The 17,459-nt window shown below is 37.8% G+C and carries 14 protein-coding genes and 1 pseudogene; 8 read left to right on the top strand and 7 right to left on the bottom strand.

Going from position 1 to position 17,459, the window contains the following annotated elements; genetic code table 11:
* Window positions 1-19: 19 nt before the first annotated feature.
* Complete coding sequence (locus FN924_RS15195; RefSeq protein WP_143895927.1) at window positions 20-1,633, top strand: glycoside hydrolase family 43 protein; 1,614 nt, start codon at window positions 20-22, stop codon at window positions 1,631-1,633.
* A 235-nt stretch (window positions 1,634-1,868) separates the two neighbouring features.
* Window positions 1,869-2,336 carry an LMxysn_1693 family intestinal colonization protein gene (locus FN924_RS15190; protein ID WP_143895925.1) on the top strand — a complete coding sequence of 156 codons (468 nt, stop codon included), beginning with the start codon at window positions 1,869-1,871 and terminating at the stop codon, window positions 2,334-2,336.
* Window positions 2,337-2,539: 203 nt separating this feature from the next.
* On the opposite strand, the gene FN924_RS19905 is transcribed toward FN924_RS15190, so the two are convergent.
* Both FN924_RS19905 and FN924_RS15180 read right to left on the bottom strand, forming a co-directional pair.
* Window positions 2,540-3,028, bottom strand: coding sequence for a CPBP family intramembrane glutamic endopeptidase (locus FN924_RS19905; protein ID WP_407692024.1), 489 nt, complete (start codon window positions 3,026-3,028; stop codon window positions 2,540-2,542).
* A 253-nt stretch (window positions 3,029-3,281) separates the two neighbouring features.
* On the bottom strand, window positions 3,282-3,902 hold the full coding sequence (locus tag FN924_RS15180; RefSeq protein WP_143895921.1) for a YesL family protein: 621 nt from the start codon (window positions 3,900-3,902) through the stop codon (window positions 3,282-3,284).
* Between the two features lie 365 nt (window positions 3,903-4,267).
* On the opposite strand from FN924_RS15180, the gene xylA reads away from it, so the two are divergent.
* The 4 genes from xylA to FN924_RS15160 all read left to right on the top strand — a co-directional run bounded on the left by xylA (window position 4,268) and on the right by FN924_RS15160 (window position 11,071).
* Window positions 4,268-5,590: a xylose isomerase gene (gene xylA, locus FN924_RS15175; RefSeq protein ID WP_143895919.1), complete on the top strand. Its 1,323-nt coding sequence runs from the start codon at window positions 4,268-4,270 to the stop codon at window positions 5,588-5,590.
* 32 nt (window positions 5,591-5,622) lie between these two features.
* Window positions 5,623-7,122 (top strand): xylulokinase, encoded by a 1,500-nt coding sequence (xylB, locus tag FN924_RS15170; RefSeq protein WP_143895917.1) that lies wholly within the window; start codon window positions 5,623-5,625, stop codon window positions 7,120-7,122.
* A gap of 375 nt (window positions 7,123-7,497) precedes the next feature.
* Window positions 7,498-10,275: a bifunctional diguanylate cyclase/phosphodiesterase gene (locus FN924_RS15165; RefSeq protein WP_158634034.1), complete on the top strand. Its 2,778-nt coding sequence runs from the start codon at window positions 7,498-7,500 to the stop codon at window positions 10,273-10,275.
* Window positions 10,276-10,546: 271 nt separating this feature from the next.
* Window positions 10,547-11,071, top strand: a complete 525-nt coding sequence (locus FN924_RS15160; RefSeq protein WP_143895913.1) for a hypothetical protein — start codon at window positions 10,547-10,549, stop codon at window positions 11,069-11,071.
* Between the two features lie 26 nt (window positions 11,072-11,097).
* Here FN924_RS15160 and FN924_RS15155 read toward each other — a convergent pair whose 3' ends face one another.
* Both FN924_RS15155 and FN924_RS15145 read right to left on the bottom strand, forming a co-directional pair.
* Complete coding sequence (locus FN924_RS15155; protein WP_143895911.1) at window positions 11,098-12,060, bottom strand: ribose-phosphate diphosphokinase; 963 nt, start codon at window positions 12,058-12,060, stop codon at window positions 11,098-11,100.
* Between the two features lie 324 nt (window positions 12,061-12,384).
* Window positions 12,385-12,654, bottom strand: a complete 270-nt coding sequence (locus FN924_RS15145) for an AbrB/MazE/SpoVT family DNA-binding domain-containing protein (RefSeq protein WP_143895908.1) — start codon at window positions 12,652-12,654, stop codon at window positions 12,385-12,387.
* Window positions 12,655-12,809: 155 nt separating this feature from the next.
* On the opposite strand from FN924_RS15145, the pseudogene FN924_RS15140 reads away from it, so the two are divergent.
* Window positions 12,810-13,926: pseudogene (locus FN924_RS15140) on the top strand (PRK06851 family protein).
* A gap of 246 nt (window positions 13,927-14,172) precedes the next feature.
* Window positions 14,173-14,643, top strand: a complete 471-nt coding sequence (locus FN924_RS15135) for a DinB family protein (protein ID WP_143895906.1) — start codon at window positions 14,173-14,175, stop codon at window positions 14,641-14,643.
* A 435-nt stretch (window positions 14,644-15,078) separates the two neighbouring features.
* Here FN924_RS15135 and FN924_RS15130 read toward each other — a convergent pair whose 3' ends face one another.
* From FN924_RS15130 to FN924_RS15120, 3 genes are all read right to left on the bottom strand, one after another.
* Window positions 15,079-15,801, bottom strand: coding sequence for an amino acid ABC transporter ATP-binding protein (locus FN924_RS15130; RefSeq protein ID WP_143895904.1), 723 nt, complete (start codon window positions 15,799-15,801; stop codon window positions 15,079-15,081).
* A complete protein-coding gene (locus FN924_RS15125; protein ID WP_143895902.1) occupies window positions 15,802-16,461 on the bottom strand; it encodes an amino acid ABC transporter permease in 660 nt (219 codons plus the stop codon). It lies immediately after the preceding gene.
* Between the two features lie 131 nt (window positions 16,462-16,592).
* Window positions 16,593-17,369, bottom strand: a complete 777-nt coding sequence (locus tag FN924_RS15120) for a transporter substrate-binding domain-containing protein (protein WP_143895900.1) — start codon at window positions 17,367-17,369, stop codon at window positions 16,593-16,595.
* Window positions 17,370-17,459: the final 90 nt, after the last annotated feature.

The following is a 17,459-nucleotide window of genomic DNA, read 5'->3' as shown; positions in this document are numbered from 1 at the left end:
AACGGAAAGGATGAAAAGCATGGCAACGATTCAAAATCCAATTTTAACGGGGTTCAACCCAGATCCGAGTATTTGTAGAGCAGGAGAAGATTATTACATTGCGGTATCCACGTTTGAATGGTTTCCAGGTGTAGGGATTTATCATTCAAAGGACTTAAAAAACTGGCGTCTTGTTTCTCGACCACTTAATCGATTAAGCCAATTAAATATGATGGGAAATCCCGATTCGGGTGGAATTTGGGCGCCTGCGCTTTCCTATAGCGATGGGAAGTTTTGGCTGATCTATACAGATGTAAAAGTAACCGATGGTCGCTGGAAGGATTGCCATAACTATCTCGTTACTTGTGACACGATTGATGGAGAGTGGTCCGAGCCTATCCATATGAATAGCTCAGGATTTGACCCATCCTTATTCCATGACGATGATGGCAAGAAGTACTTTGTCAATATGGTTTGGGATCACCGTATAACAAATCACAGTTTCTATGGCATTGTCCTGCAAGAGTATAGTGTAGAGCAAGAAAAATTAGTAGGGGAAAAGAAAGTCATTTTTAAAGGAACAGATGTCATGCTAACAGAAGCACCACACCTTTATAAACTGAATGGCTACTATTATCTACTAACAGCTGAAGGTGGTACGAAATATGATCACCAATCAACGATTGCTCGTTCCAAAGATTTATGGGGATCATATGAAGTACATCCAGAAAATCCGTTAATCACATCCATGCCATATCCGAGAAATCCTTTACAAAAGGCGGGGCACTCTTCCATCGTACAAACTCATACAGATGAGTGGTTCCTCGTTCATTTAACAGGTCGTCCATTACCGAGAGACGGGCAACCATTGTTAGATCCAAGAGGATTCTGTCCATTAGGCCGGGAAACAGCAATCCAACGATTAGAGTGGAGAAATGACTGGCCGTATGTAGTGGGTGGAAATCAACCATCTGTAGAAGTGGAAGGACCAGCTATTGAGGAAGTTGTATGGGAAGAGGATTATCCAGAGAAAGATGATTTTGATTCAGCAACCTTAAACCTAAACTTCCAGACGTTAAGAATTCCGCTTGGGGAAGATACAGTGTCCTTAAAAGATAACCCTGGCCACTTACGTTTATATGGAAAAGAATCGCTTACTTCGAAGTTTACCCAAGCATATGTAGCTCGTCGTTGGCAACATTTTAACTTTACGGCGGAAACGAGAGTAGCTTTTAAACCTGAAACCTTCCAGCAATCTGCCGGGCTAGTTAATTACTACAACACGCAAAACTGGACATCTCTTCAAGTCTCTTGGCATGAAGAAAAAGGACGCATTTTGGAACTGATGACTTGTGACAACTTTACGTTCGATCAACCATTAGTCGGGAATGAAATTGTCGTTCCGGATGAAGTGGAGTATGTGTACTTACGTGTAGAAGTAAAAACAAATACGTACCAATATTCTTATTCCTTCGATGGAGATAAATGGGAGACGATCCCAGTCGTGTTTGAATCCTACAAACTTTCCGATGACTATATTCAAGGTGGAGGATTCTTTACAGGTGCATTCGTAGGAATGCAATGTCAGGATACATCCGGAGAGCACAAGCACGCTGATTTTGACTATTTCGTGTACAAACCAAGGAATGCATAATTTAATTTACTTAAACAATTCAAAAGATAGAAAAGCATTAAATAGTAGTTATTTCCCTATTATTTAATGCTTTTTATTGTCTTTTTTTAAAAACAATATATGGAGACTAAACATTTTCTCTACACGATATGATGAATTATATGGTTTATTGTTAATTATTGTGAAGAACTAAAAATAATTTTAAAAATAGTCAGAATACTATTTGCTTTTTGGTAAAATAATGTAAAGTGAATATATGGAACAAAAACTAAATATTGGAGGTTATAAAGAAATGCCGAATTTTAAAAAAGTTTTTTTTAGTTTACTTTCTGTATGTATGGTTCTTGGACTCAGTTTTACCGTAGGAAATCCCGTATCAGCATCGAAATTAACTCCCCCGAATAATGAAGAAAACATTATCCAACCTCAATGTGCTACTTGCAATCACTACGAAGGGTATATAAAATCTCAAACACTTATAAGCAAAAAATATTTAGGTAAAGTAACCAAAAGTTCTGGATATGCAATAAATGCCAAGTTTACTGTTTACGGTGTGACTTTTGGTGGAAGCAGAACTTACTCAGAAAGTCGTGTTTTCAGAGAATATAGTGTGAAAAGAAAGTATGTTATGCATTTTGATGTTTACAATGGAGCAGGGTACAAAATTGATTCATTTGATACAACGAGATATATAACAACAAAAGAATATGAGAGATCAATCTGATAAATATACCAAAAACTGAAGAGATAACTCTCTTCAGTTTTTTTATATGTAATTTATTCATTAAGGATAGGTGAAATTTATATTTGATTTGAAAACCTTACCTTTTTGACACTATCTTAAAAAAAGATTTGGTGTTATATATCTTGGGAACTACGTTGTTAGGATGGGTAGGCGCTTTCCTTAAATAATTGAGTTTGCCAATATTAAAAGGCTAAAAATATGGTTAGGAAATTATTTATGGAGTGTATGAATATTGGAACTAGGATGTTATTCGTTTTGGAATATGTATATGAGGTAACAATACCCACCAAAAAGATATACGGCGAATTTATCAAAGAAATAGGATGAATACACATAAAAAGTGTAGCACTAAGTAAAATACTACTTTTTTTTGAAAAAACCTCCGTTAGCTTCGAATAGATCATTCCTCTAAATAAAAATTCTTCCCAAATTGGACTCAAAAAAACAGTACCAAGTACATAGCTAATAAATGAATTAGTTTTTGGTTCTAGCAGCTCTACTTTAACATCGGGTTCAAGATGAAACGAGATAATTAATGCGTTTAAGAATAATAAATAGAGAAACAAAAGGAAGAATGATTTAAAAACCGTTAAATAATGGTTTAGATTTTTAAGCTGAACATTAGCGATGATACGAGAACAATACTTTTTGGTACGACTATTAGAAATCACAATGAAGAGGAAAACGATGAATAAAACAATAGATTCCGCATACCAAGGAAAAAAATTAAAAATCTTATTAAGGAAGTAAATTATATAACTTATCAAAAAGAAAATGACCGAAATACTACCTATTTCCTTCCATGTTAATGTATCTACTAACGTTCGATCCTTAACTAGATTGGTCAATTATTAATCTCCTCCTCTACATGTTGTCAAGGTGATAAACCTTTACATTTAATTTTATCATTAACACATTAAAATTCTAGGAGTTCTTCTGCTTTTTAGCAATCCGCTGAAAAGCATCATTGGCGAGCCACATGGAAATAAATGCATACGTACTACTACCGAATATAAAGGCAAGAGCTGGGACAGCATCATACACAAAGTATAGGGAGCCTAAACATATGATCATCATGAGACTGTGAAAAGGACTGATGAGCATGATGAGAAAGGCATTTTTCATGTTTTGCCAGAGAGATACGTCAAAGTGAACATAAGCTGGGAAAATATAAAAAACAAACAGTAAAAATACAACTAAACCTACAAGAAATGGAATCGAACTAAGCTGAAGCATCTCGCTAATATTTAATTGCAGGAATATGAGATTAAAGATTATGATCCCGGACACCACTACGATAAATAATCCTAAAAGATTACTTTTTAAAAACTCTTTTTTATAGAAGGCCCAAAACGTTTGGAAGAGAGGAAGGTCACTATTTCCTTGTAGCCACTTCCGAATGATGGCGAAGCTTGTGATGGTTGCAGGAAAGATTCCTAATATAATTCCACCAAGACATGTAAATAGAAACCATAATATATGTAGATAGGCAAACCTTGTGATCCATTCTAGTATTCTATAGAGGACACCGCCTGCAGGATTCATGAATACTCCTCCTCATTTTGTTGTTACATCGGATATTCAAAGGGATCCGGGTACTGTGATCCAGAAATGGTCAAGTCCAGATAAGGTACCCGAAATCGAGCGAACCGTTGCTACAAAGGCATTTCCGCTTTTGTATAAGCTAACGATTTTTATTATAAAGCCTTCACACTATTTGTCCAAATTCTTCACCCGATAAGTTTATCATAAACTTTGTTTATGTAATAGACAAACTAATATAAGATTGGTATAATTAGGTCATGAAAGCATTTACAATAAAAGTTATCTTACATACCTAAGTGGAGCATTTGCGAATCGGTATGTAAACGCTTTATAAAGCGTGATCTAATACATTAGGAGGTTACAAAATGAGTTATTTCCCTAACATTGGCAAAATTAACTATGAAGGTGCCAAATCAACGAATCCATACGCATTTAAATTTTACAACCCAGAAGAAAAAATCGGTGGCAAAACGATGGAGGAATTCCTTCGTTTCGGTGTAGCCTACTGGCATACATTTACTGCGGACCTTTCTGATCCATTTGGTACAGGCTCTGCCGTGCGCTCATGGGATAAATTCTCTGGAATGGACGCTGCAAAAGCACGTGTTGAAGCAGCATTTGAATTTTTTGAAAAACTTGGTGTTCCTTACTTCTGTTTCCATGATGTAGATATTGCACCAGAAGGAGATAGCTTAAAGGAAACCTATCAAAATCTAGACACTATTGTTGCGATGATTAAAGATTACATGAAAGATAGTAAAACAAAGTTACTTTGGAATACAGCAAATAACTTTACGAATCCACGCTTTTTGCATGGTGCAGCATCTTCTAACAATGCGGATGTGTTTGCATACTCTGCTGCAAAAGTGAAAAAAGGCTTAGAAATTGGGAAAGAACTAGGTGCTGAAAACTATGTATTCTGGGGTGGTCGTGAAGGATACGAAACCCTTCTAAATACAGACATGAAATTAGAAATGGATAATTTAGGTCGATTCTTCCACATGGCTGTTGATTATGCAAAAGAAATCGGATTTGATGCTCAATTCCTTATCGAACCGAAACCGAAAGAACCGACGACACACCAATATGACTTTGATGTAGCAACAGGCTATGCATTCCTACAGCACTACGGGTTACAAGATCATTTTAAATTTAATATCGAGGCAAACCACGCAACTTTAGCGGGTCATACATTTGAGCATGAGCTTCGTTATGCACGTGTAAACGGCATGCTTGGTTCGGTTGATGCGAACCAAGGTGATCCATTACTTGGATGGGATACAGATGAGTTCCCAACAGACCTTTACTCCACCACGCTAGCGATGTATGAAATCATTAAAAATGGTGGATTAGGGCGCGGTGGTCTAAACTTTGATGCGAAAGCACGAAGAGGATCCTTCGAGCCAGAAGATCTTTTCCATGCACACATTGCCGGAATGGATGCTTTTGCAATAGGATATAAAGTCGCTCAAAAGCTAATCGATGATAAAGTATTAGACGGTGTCATTGAAAACCGTTATCGAAGCTATACGGAAGGTGTTGGAAAAGACATCGTAGAAGGTAAAACAGACTTCCGTAAGCTGGAAGAACATGCGCTAAGTCTTAACGAAATCAAACACGAGTCTGGACGACTTGAGCACATAAAAGCGACACTTAACCAGTATTTACTTCGTGCTTATGCAGAATAATTCCCTAACTATACTAGGGAGAGGGTGACAGGATGAAATACGTAATTGGAGTAGACTTAGGAACAAGTGCGGTTAAAATTCTCTTGGTTGATCAATTAGGTTCAGTTGTGCAAGAGGTTTCCAAGTCATACTCGCTCATTCAAGAAAAGACAGGGTATAGTGAACAGGCCCCCCAGGACTGGGTCGATCAGACAGTTGCAGGACTGTCTGATCTGGTTCAATCCTTTAATGGAAATGTAGTTGATATTGAAGGAATTAGTTTCTCCGGACAAATGCATGGACTCGTCTTACTGGATGAACATCAGGAACCACTTCGCCATGCTATTTTATGGAATGATACGAGAACGACAGAGCAATGTAAACAAATTTATGAAGCGGTTGGAGAAGAGCGATTGCTCGACATTACAAAAAACCCAGCGCTTGAAGGGTTTACTTTGCCAAAAATCTTGTGGGTGAAGCAAAATGAGCCTCATATTTATGAGAAAGCAGCTTCGTTTGTTTTACCAAAAGATTATGTACGCTTAAAGCTTACCGGTGCATTGCACATGGAATATTCAGATGCAGCAGGTACATTGATGTTAGATGTTGCAAACAAAGCATGGAGTTCAGAAGTATGTGAACAACTTGATATTGATGTTGACCTTTGTCCACCACTAGTTGCCTCTCATGCAGAAGTGGGTACACTAACTCCTGAGATGGCAAAAGCAACTGGATTATCAGTCGACACAAAAGTGTTTGCTGGTGGTGCGGATAATGCATGTGGTGCGATTGGTTCCGGTATTTTAGAAGAAGGAAAATCTTTATGTAGTATTGGTACTTCTGGTGTTGTTCTTTCCTATGAAGAAAACAATGATAAGGATTTCGGAGGAAAAGTTCATTATTTTAACCATGGAGAAGAAAGTGCCTATTATACGATGGGAGTAACCCTTTCCGCTGGGTACAGCTTAACTTGGTTTAAAGAAGTATTTGCAAAAGAAGAGTCCTTTGATGAACTAGTCGCAGATGTTCATACCGTTTCTCCTGGTTCGGATGGGTTACTGTTTACTCCCTATTTAGTTGGAGAAAGAACCCCGCATGCAGATGCTAACATTCGAGCTAGCTTTATTGGTATGGATAGTTCGCATGAACGAAAGCACTTCGTACGCGCTGTACTCGAAGGAATAACCTTTTCACTGCATGAGTCGATTGAGATATTCCGGGAAAGTGGCAAAACCATTGATTCTATTATTTCAATCGGTGGAGGAGCAAAAAATGAAGATTGGTTACAAATGCAAGCAGATATTTTCAATGCGGAGGTTGTAAAGTTAACGAGTGAGCAAGGACCAGGAATGGGTGCGGCGATGTTAGCGGCTTATGGATGCGGCTGGTTTGAATCTCTGCAGGATTGCTCAAAAGCGTTTGTAAAACAAGCAAAAACGTATCAACCAAATCCAGATCGCGTTGAACGTTATCAAGCTCTGTTTGATGTGTATAAACAAGTGTATGCACAAACGCAAGCGATGAACGAACAATTAGTTCCATTTAGAAAGTAGATTAAAACTAACCCCATTTAATAATAGAAAGAAGGCTAAGCAGAATATGCTTAGCCTTCTTTGTTTTGGGGTAGTGGGCTTATAGGCTGGGAAGTAGTAATGGGCGAGATTGCCTGACAATTTGGGCGACTACATCAATCTATTAGTAATCTAAACCAAAAAAATCAGTTAGATGCCCAAGATATGGACGAACCTCTACCACATCATCTCCACAATGAATTGTCGAAAAATGACGAATCTCTTATTCGCTTTAATTCACACTTTATAGGCTGAAAATATAGAGAATCTTGCCAAAAAAACAATTCTTCTCCTGTGGAAATGGTGCTATAATAAAAGTATATTAATGTCGAATTGTGTCTGTAAATGGAGGCTAACATGGATTACTCATCATCCTATTGGAAATCTAAAAAATTTGGGCTTAGAATTATGGTCGCTATTTCTGCTGTGGTGGGGTTATTTGTCTTGATGTTTTTTGTTTCAAAGAGCATGATTGCTCATAATACCATCCATCACCTTGAAGAAGTAATGGATGAAGTGACTTTTGATATTGAAGCAGATGCAACTCAATTAATGTCAGATCTCCAGCAGTTAGGGGAAACGGTTCAAAAAGAAAAGGATTTATATATGAAGTCGATTGAAGAAGTGAATGGATACTTGGAAGGTATTTCTGTTTTATCTCCTTTGATTGATGGGGGGACGGTAGTGGATGCGGATGGGGATGTTGTTGGTTTTTATCCTTCCGATATTGCACCTGTGAAAAACCTTTCGGATCGTACTTATGTACAAGAAGCTATCAAGTCGAAGTCTATATATATATCTAATATTGTCCAAACCAAAACAAATCGCAGTGTAATCGTGGTCGCCGTCCCTATTTTAAAGGGGAATAAAGTGGAGAGAGTTGTCAATCTTTCCATTCGTTTAGGTGATAATAAGCTTTATGATGTGCTCGGCAGGTCGATTGCAGCAAAGGGACTTCCTAATACGTATATCGTAGATGAGCAAGGCTCGATTATCTTTGATTCGGAGATTGATAGACTCGGAAAAGAGAATCAATATCCTGAAGTTACAGAAAAGGCTTTAAATAAAGAATCTGGTCATATGAAGGTAACATTAGAAAATGAACGAACGATGTATGCTTTTTATCATTACATTCCTAGTATGAGGTGGGGGATTGTTAGCTTTGTTCCAACCAATCCACCCTCTCATATCGTTCGGGCGTATCTTCCGTACGGAATTATGATGCTTGGTGGCTTTACTTTACTCGCAATGCTTGTGTTTTTGTTGGTTCAATCCAGAACGAGAAAACAGCTACAAACCTTATCTAACGCAATGGAACAAGTAAGTGCAGGAGACTTTACACAAAAGGTGACAGGAATTGATTCATCGTCACAAGTGGGAGTTGTTGCCTCCAAATTTAATGATATGATGAGGGATTTAGAGCAAGCAAGAGAAGATATCAAGGCACAAACTTTATTACGGGAGCAACAAAGAAGGTTTCTTAACCGTGTTGTGAATAACAATCCAAGTCCAATCTATGTGATGGATTGGGATGGAAAATATCTCCTAGTAAATTATGAGTACGCGTCCCTATTTAATCAGACGCCGGAAGAGATGATAGGCAAAACAGAAGCAGAAGTTAACCCTAATCTAAAGAGTGCGGAACGAACGCTAGAGATTAATCGAGAAGTAATGGATACGAATACAGAATTACGGGATGAAGAGTATTTCTTCGATTATCAAGGGAATATGCGATGGTTCCAGTATGGGAAAGTTCCTATTATATCTTTAGAAGAAGATCGCATGCATGTTTTGTATGTAGGTACAGACATTACAGACTTAAAGAGACAAGAGGAGCAAATCAGACATTTAGCTTTCCATGATGAATTAACTAGTCTGCCGAATCGAAAAATGTTTAAAAAAGAGCTAGAAGATTTGTTGGTATATATGGAAGAAAAAACAGATTATCTGTCAGCATTACTATATTTTGATTTAGATCGTTTTAAATATGTCAATGATACATTCGGTCACGAAGCTGGAGATGTCATCCTTCAAGACATCAGCTACCGCATACAGCAATGTGTGGAGGCTAAGGGTGCTATTTTTCGGCTCGGTGGGGATGAGTTTACAGTCCTTCTTCCACATATTAAAGATAGACAAGAGGCAGCGGAGACATCGAAACAAATCCTGACCTGTCTAACAGAACCTTACGATTATAAGGGTCACCGTATTATTATTACAGCAAGTATCGGAATTAGTCTGTTTGCAGCGAATCACTCTTCGGTGGATACGATTGTGAAACAGGCAGATATTGCGATGTATCAGTCGAAGCTTCAAGGGAAGAACACATTCCGATTCTATTCTGAAGAAATGGAGACAGAAGTTTCTACGAGACTTCGATTAGAAGTGGATCTTCAGCAGGCTTTAAAGCGGGATGAGCTTTCGATTCACTACCAACCTATTATCGATAATCAAAGTGGAAAGATGGTCGGAATGGAGGCATTGCTCCGATGGGAGCACTCTAAACTTGGTTATATTTCTCCGGGTACCTTTATCCCAATCGCAGAGGAAATTGGTCTTATTGAGCAGATTGGGAATTGGGTGTTAAGAAATGCTTGTTACAAGGCGAAGTATTGGCAGGATCAAGGGTATCCTCCAGTAAAGCTATCGGTAAACCTCTCTGCTCTGCAATTAAAAAATAATGCTATTGTACAGCGTGTAAATAATATTTTAGAAGAAACAAAGCTGGAGCCGAAATGGTTAGAATTAGAGATTACAGAATCGTCGGTTATGGAAAATAAAGACAAAGTGATTCAAATTCTGAAACAGTTAAGACAATTAGGGGTAAGCGTGGCGATTGATGATTTTGGAATTGGATATTCTTCTTTGAATTCTTTAGAAAGCTTACCAATTGATACATTAAAAATCGATAAGACGTTTGTAGGTAAGTTAGAGGAAAAGACAAGTGATGTTATTTTATCCGCTATATTAGATTTAGCCGAAAAACTAAAGCTTACGGTTGTGGCGGAAGGTATTGAGACAGAGGAACAGCATCGTTATTTAAAGGAAAAATACTGTCATAAGCTACAAGGATTTTTATTCAGTCAGCCGTTGAATGAAGAATGGTTTGGAAATTTTCTAGAACGATTAAAGTAAGAATACAGAAGGAGAAACCAGCATGTATTGGTTTCTCCTTCTGTATTATGAGAGCAGATAAATAAGTAGGTACGTTAGAGCTGCAATCGTTGCAGTAATGGGCAAGGTGATAACCATTCGTTTGGCAACTCCCCAATGACGCCCTTTCTACGGTGTGATGCAATTATACTGCCCCAAGCAAGGGTTGTCATTTGATAGAAAATCTTATCGACTATAGGTGTTAACCTAATGGAATCCTGTTACATAAGATGGGGGATAGGGAGGTAGGAATATGACATTACCAGCGATAGATTTAGGTTTAATGACAGAGCATTTGTCTGCACATAAAGGACTGATTCATAAACTGAGAATGTATGAGGGGATGGTCTCTTATCCGACACTTCGATTTTTGTTGGAGTTAAATCAGGAAATGCTACACGCTCATGTGGAAGCAATGATGGCATTTATTCATCCTAACTATCACGGAGAAGTAGCAATCCCTCCATTGCCGGTTCTGTCTTTAGAGGAGCTTCATGGAAATGGAAACATAGCTTCTCAAAAAAGTGACAAGGCAATTACAATGGAATCTAAATCTTCCTCTAAAATGATGGCCAACGAAAATTTTATGTCAGCAAGCTTAATGAAGGATGCCAATGTACGTTCCGTTCATGTTGAGATGTCTTATCAGCAATCTACTATGCAACAGCTCTATCGGGAGTTTGCAGACCGGATGGGGTGGAGTATTGTCACGCCAACTTCCGAAAGAAATCAAGCGGAAATATATAACCATTTCTATCACATGTTTTCTAACGAATAAAAGCAGCTCATTACGGAGCTGCTTGCTTAATTATGATCTTCAAATAATGGACTGACTGGTTGATATTCGAACACGCGAATAATGGCTTCACTTAATAGTGGGGCAATGGTAAGTTGTGTAATTTTGTCTAATCGTTTTTCTTCCGGTAAGTAAATGCTATTGGTTACAACCAATTCTTTCACGTCGGAATCTTTAATTTTTTCAATGGCCATGCCAGAAAGTACAGGATGTGTACAACATGCATAAACTTCTTTTGCGCCGTTTTGGCGTAACACGTTTGTACCTGTAGACACACGGTTACCAGTATCAATAATATCGTCAATAAGAATAACCGTTTTATTTTCAATGTTCCCAACAATGTTCGTTTCTCCAGCTATGTACTCTCTTGGACCACGCTTATCAATAATTGCAATTGGCGCTTTAAGCCTTTCAGCAAGCTGACGAGCACGTTTTACACTTCCGTGGTCAGGTGCAACAACTACAACGTCCTCCAATTGTTTCTTTTCAAAATAATCACTTAAGATAGGAATACCGATAAGTTGGTCAACTGGTATATTGAAAAAGCCTTGTGCTTGCGGAGCGTGAAGGTCAATGGAAATGACACGGGTTGCTCCTGCTTTTTGGATTAGATCAGCTATTAGCTTTGCTGTAATAGGCTCTCTAGAACGTGCTTTTCTATCTTGGCGGGCATATCCGTAGTATGGAATAACGACATTAATGGTCTTCGCTGAAGCACGTTTTAATGCGTCAATCATAATGAGGAGTTCCATGATGTGTTGGTTAACCGGTTCGCTTGTGGATTGAACGACAAATACATCACATCCGCGGACACTTTCTTCTATACTAATTTGAACTTCACCATCACTAAATTGGTTCACGGAGCATTTACCAAGCTTTACTCCAATGTTGGCTGCAATCTCTGCAGCAAGGTCTGGATTGGAATTTAACGAGAATACTTTCAGTCGGGAATTTTCGTACGTTTGAGCCATGAAACAGCTTCCTCCTTCTAAACACACTACTTAAAGTATAACATAATTAGACATTATTTATTGCTAGAAAGCCTCATGAATTCAACGAAAAGGGGCTGGGACATAACGAAAAGGATAAGCCGAAAAGCCGAGCAACAGCCTATACTAGCTACGAAAATATACGTAGACTCCAGCGGGAGGAAAGGCATCGGTGAGACCCCACAGGAGGCTCACCAGCCGCCCGCGGAAAGCGTCGTATATTTCCGGAGCGGGGTATAGGCTCCTAATTATTATTGTTCGTTTTTTCATTGCTTCCTATACTTTTGTCTCAACCTCCAAAAAAGATTATGTTCTATTTAGTTCGTTCTTTAATAATTCAATGCCTTCAGGACTGAGAACTAGTTTTCCATTACAAAAGACTTTATTTTCATTAGAAATTTCTCCTGTTATGGCACAAGCTAAATTCGATTCGTATTTTCGAAGAATAATCTTGTCCTCTTCTGTGAAAATTTCTAATGGATCCCTTTCTTCGATTTGGAAGCTTGCTCGCAGTTCTTTAGGTAAAACAACTCGACCAAGTTGGTCCACTCTTCGCACAATACCCGTGCTTCTCATAATTATAAACCTCCTACTAGATTACAAGTTTATTGTAAATAATATGTTAATAATTATCAAATATTTAATTTATTGGTAATAAAATATTCGTAGGCATTCACCCATTTCTTACTCTTTACATAGGATGTCATATAGAGCAAAAAAGGAGTGATGGCATGGTGGGAAGTGAAAAACATTATTACGCTGGAGGGAATACAGCCGAAGGCTTCTATAATTTATTTGAATCCAACCTTCAAGGATTGGATCGTGTATATATTTTAAAAGGTGGTCCTGGTACAGGGAAATCTAGTTTAATCAAAAGGTTATCCGATACATGGCAAGAAAAAGGGTATATGGTAGAAAACATTCATTGCTCCTCTGATCCCGCGTCCTTAGATGGGTTAATTATTCCTGAATTGAAATTTGGGGTGTTTGACGGGACAGCACCACATGTTATGGAGCCCAAAGCACCAGGTGCGGTAGAACACTATGTAAATGTAGGGGTGGCGTGGGATACAGAGATATTGGAAAAGAATAAACAGGATATCCTTCACTATCAACATCAAATAGCACAGGCTTACAATCGTGCCTACGCTTCTTTCAAAGAGGCATTACGTATTCATGACGATTTGGAAGCTATTTATATTCAAGAAATGGATTTTCAAAAAGCAAACGAAGTGACAGAAGACTTAATTCAAAAAATAATAGGAGGAAAAGCAAAGTAACCAGATAGAAGGCACGACTAGACATCGCTTTTTCGGTGCTTCAACACCAGATGGTGCGGTGGACTTCATTCCAAATTTAACAGAAGATCTGTCCAAACGCTATTTTATTAAAGGGCGAGCAGGTACTGGTAAGTCAACCTTATTGAAGAAAGTAGCTAAAGCAGCAGAGCAAAAACACTTCGATGTGGAAGTGTACCACTGTGGATTTGACCCGAACAGTGTGGATATGGTAATCATCCGCGAGCTCGGAGTATGCGTATTTGACAGTACAGCACCCCATGAATATACACCAGAACGCCATGGTGACGAAATTGTGGATTTGTACGAAACTAGCGTCACACCAGGAACAGATGAGCGGTATCGTGCAGACATTGAAACCTATACAAAAGGGTATAAACGCGGGATACAAGAAGGAGTATCTTATTTACAAGAGGCTAAACAGCTTCATGATGAATTGGAGAAATATTATATTGGAGCAACCGACTTTTCAATTGTAGATCAAATATATGGAAATTTAAATATTGTATTGCAAGAAATAGAGGATAAGGGAGAAGAAAAGAGATTATGATTACGTAAGTAGTTCAGTTAAAATTTGTACCTTTTAACTGAACTACTTTTTCATATGAAAAAGGGTATGATTGGTAGTACAACTTGCAATTCTAATCGCACAACCACCTTTTAATATTTTGAAGATGAATTGGTATCGTTTTGGTAAAATAAGGTGTAAGGTGCGTGATTCAACAAACAGTGCGGTTATGATGGAGAATAAGATGAGTAATTCCCTATAAGGTGATGTGGAGAAAGGAGGAATAATGTGAACACGAAAGAACTTATACTGCAACAATTTAAAGCATGTCATAATACAAACACTTGGTTTGTATCTTTGAAAACTGCATTGGAAGGACTGAATTACGAACAAGTCTCAAACAAAAGTGAAAATTCTACAAATACGATATTAGAGATTGTTAATCATCTATATTTTTATAACCAACTTGAATTAAATAGGTTCAAAAATTTACCAGATAATAGTAGTGTGGAAGACAATAATGATACATTTAATAACGTACAAGAAACAAGTTGGGAAATTCTAGTAGAACAACTTCTAAAAACTATGACACATTGGGAAAATGAGATCGAGAGTTGTGCAGAAAAGAATTTAGAAAAATCCATAGACAGCCTTACTTATATCAATTTACACAATGCGTATCATATAGGACAAATTTTGCATATTCGAAAGAGTCTTGGCTTATGGGATGAAAATAAAGGAATTCATTATACCTTTTGAATGCTTAAAAGTTCTTGTTCAAAAATGAGTGCATTTCTTTAATAGGTAATAATCTATCTACCATCTGAAATTTTGAAACATGATTACAATTATTATAGGGTTTAATAGATTAGATGGTCTAATAGGATAAGAGTACCTAAATCGATTGAACATATTTTCAAATAACTGTTGAGAATGCCAGTAATGAATATGCTTTTTTTAGACTCAAATTACATATTTAGGGTAAGTATTTTTTAACTCTTTGATAATTATTAGAGGTTTGTGAATTGGGTTCCATTTTGTTTGCAAGACACCCGAAAATACCGCAACTATTAATTCGACCATAAAAAAAGAGCATTAAATTCTTTGCAATTCAATGCTCAAACAATATTGTATTGTACGTTTTTGTACCTCTAAACTGAATGGCTAAATTTTAGCGGTGTTATTTTTTCTACTCTACAAAATTTTACTTAAGAACGATTGTGTTCTAGGGTTTTGTGGATTGGAGAAGATTTGATCAGGATCGCCTTCTTCTTGGATAATTCCTTCATCCATGAAGATAACTCTATCTCCTACTTCACGAGCGAAGCCCATTTCGTGGGTCACGACGACCATCGTCATTCCTTCTTGGGCGAGCTCCTTCATTACCTCTAGTACATCCCCAACGAGCTCTGGATCTAAGGCGGATGTCGGTTCGTCAAAAAGCATAACTTTTGGATTCATTGCGAGTGCACGGGCAATCGCTACACGTTGCTTTTGTCCACCAGATAAGCTATCAGGATACACATCGGCTTTGTCAGAAAGCCCAACTTTTTTTAATAATGGTAAGCCAATTTTTTTCGCTTCTTCTGCGGACATCCCTTTCACTTTAATCGGTGCTAGTGTAATGTTTTCTAATACCGTTTTATGTGGAAAAAGATTGAAATGCTGGAATACCATTCCTACGTCTGTTCGAAGCTTGTTGATATCGGTTGATTTTTCGGTTAAGTCTATTCCATCTATCTCGACATGACCAGAGGTGATGTCTTCTAGTAGGTTTAAACAGCGAAGGAACGTACTTTTACCTGAACCAGAAGGACCGATGACACAAACTACTTCTTTCTCTTTAATCTCTGCGTCAATGCCCTTCAGTACTTCCAATGAGCCAAACGATTTGTGTAAATCTTTTACGGTAATCATTTATACATCCAGCTTCCTTTCTAATCTTCTTAAATAAATTGATGTTGGGATTGTTATTAATAAATATAGTAAACAAACCATGAGTAAAGTTTCAAATATTTCGAATGTAGAATTATAATATTGTCTTCCCATATAGACTAATTCTGGAATAGCAATTACAGAAAAGATAGACGTATCTTTTAAACTAATAACGAATTGGTTCCCTAGTGGTGGGATCATTCTTTTGAAGGCTTGTGGCCAGATAATGTATCGTAATGTTTGTTTTTCGGACAGCCCTAGAGAACGACCAGCTTCTCTTTGACCTGGTGCAATCGAATAAACCGCACCTCTTACAATTTCTGCAATATAAGCACCTGCGTTAATAGCAATGGCGATAACACCGGCAGTAAAAGCGTTAATACTGATTCCGATTAAATCTTCCGTCAACCCATAATACAAGAATAATACTTGAGCGAGGATAGGGGTTCCACGGACAATTTCTACATACACAGTAGATATTGCTCGAATAAGTTTAACTTTGGATAGTTTACCAATTCCAAAGATTCCTCCTAAAATAAAGCCGAAGAACAGTCCGAGAACGGTAATAATAACAGTCCAATATAACCCTTGAAAAAGAAAGGGGAGGGACTGGATATAAGGTGTATTTGCTAATTGATCCATGTTAGAATCTCTCCTTGGTTCGTTTTGGTTTTCTGTATTAGCCTAATTAATTGCAATAGGTGCAGACCCTTGATGAAAAAAGCGTAACAAGCACAGCCTGTTACGCCTCTATCCAATAAAGCTATTAGGATTTATTGTGGAGGCTCTGTACCGAACCATTTTTTGTAGATTTCATCATACGTACCATCTTCTTTCAAGGTGGAAAGTGCTTCGTTCACTGGATCCACAAGTTCAGAGTCTTTAGGGAAGGCGATTCCATATGGTTGACCTTCTAACACATCACCAACCGTTTTAAGCTTATCTGGTGCATTTTCTTTAATGTAGTAGGTCACGTTTGGTAAGTCATAAAGCACTGCATCTAAACGGCCTTTTTCAAGGTTCATGTAAGCCGTTACGATTTCTGGATAGGCAACAACTTCCGCATCAGTATTTTCTTTTAAGTATGCTTCAGCAGTGGAACCTTGGCGTGCACCAACCTTTAATCCACTCACATCGTCAATGGATGTGATATCAGAATCCTTCGGTACTGCAAGAATCAGACCAGAATCATAGTAAGAATCGGAGAAGGAGATGGTTTCTTTTCGTTTATCCGTTATGGAAATACCAGCTATTCCTATTGGGAATTTTCCAGAACGCATGGAAGCAAGTAACCCATCAAACTCCATCGTTTTGAATTCTACATTAAAGCCAGCCTCATCTGCGATTGCTTTGATTAAATCAATATCAAACCCTTCCATCTCACCGGATTCTGGGTTTTTATATTCAAAAGGCTGGAAGTTCGCATCTGTTGCAACTGTATATGTTTTTTCTCCATCTGAATCTCCAGAGGTAGAATCACCTGTTCCGCACGCAGCCAATAGACCGGTGGATAAAACAAGTGCAAGTAAAGCTAGTAATCTCTTTTTCATTTTTTTTGTTGCCCCCTTTGTAATTTGACCACTAACAATTATCTCAATAATCGAAAAAAAATGAAAAATGCAAAATTAGTGATTTCTAAG

This window comes from Radiobacillus deserti (assembly GCF_007301515.1).
Taxonomy (GTDB): Bacteria; Bacillota; Bacilli; order Bacillales; family Amphibacillaceae; genus Radiobacillus; species Radiobacillus deserti.
The sequence above is the reverse complement of the archived record's forward strand: the minus strand, read 5'-3'. Positions and strand labels throughout refer to the sequence as shown.

What these genes read in the sequence shown, in the direction of transcription:
- FN924_RS15195 (WP_143895927.1), top strand. Translation starts at nt 20, where the DNA reads ATGGCAACGATTCAAAATCCAATTTTAACGGGGTTCAACCCAGATCCG.
- FN924_RS15190 (WP_143895925.1), top strand. Translation starts at nt 1,869, where the DNA reads ATGGAACAAAAACTAAATATTGGAGGTTATAAAGAAATGCCGAATTTT.
- FN924_RS15180 (WP_143895921.1), bottom strand. Translation starts at nt 3,902, where the DNA reads ATGAATCCTGCAGGCGGTGTCCTCTATAGAATACTAGAATGGATCACA.
- xylA (WP_143895919.1), top strand. Translation starts at nt 4,268, where the DNA reads ATGAGTTATTTCCCTAACATTGGCAAAATTAACTATGAAGGTGCCAAA.
- xylB (WP_143895917.1), top strand. Translation starts at nt 5,623, where the DNA reads ATGAAATACGTAATTGGAGTAGACTTAGGAACAAGTGCGGTTAAAATT.
- FN924_RS15165 (WP_158634034.1), top strand. Translation starts at nt 7,498, where the DNA reads ATGGATTACTCATCATCCTATTGGAAATCTAAAAAATTTGGGCTTAGA.
- FN924_RS15160 (WP_143895913.1), top strand. Translation starts at nt 10,547, where the DNA reads ATGACATTACCAGCGATAGATTTAGGTTTAATGACAGAGCATTTGTCT.
- FN924_RS15155 (WP_143895911.1), bottom strand. Translation starts at nt 12,060, where the DNA reads ATGGCTCAAACGTACGAAAATTCCCGACTGAAAGTATTCTCGTTAAAT.
- FN924_RS15145 (WP_143895908.1), bottom strand. Translation starts at nt 12,654, where the DNA reads ATGAGAAGCACGGGTATTGTGCGAAGAGTGGACCAACTTGGTCGAGTT.
- FN924_RS15130 (WP_143895904.1), bottom strand. Translation starts at nt 15,801, where the DNA reads ATGATTACCGTAAAAGATTTACACAAATCGTTTGGCTCATTGGAAGTA.
- FN924_RS15125 (WP_143895902.1), bottom strand. Translation starts at nt 16,461, where the DNA reads ATGGATCAATTAGCAAATACACCTTATATCCAGTCCCTCCCCTTTCTT.
- FN924_RS15120 (WP_143895900.1), bottom strand. Translation starts at nt 17,369, where the DNA reads ATGAAAAAGAGATTACTAGCTTTACTTGCACTTGTTTTATCCACCGGT.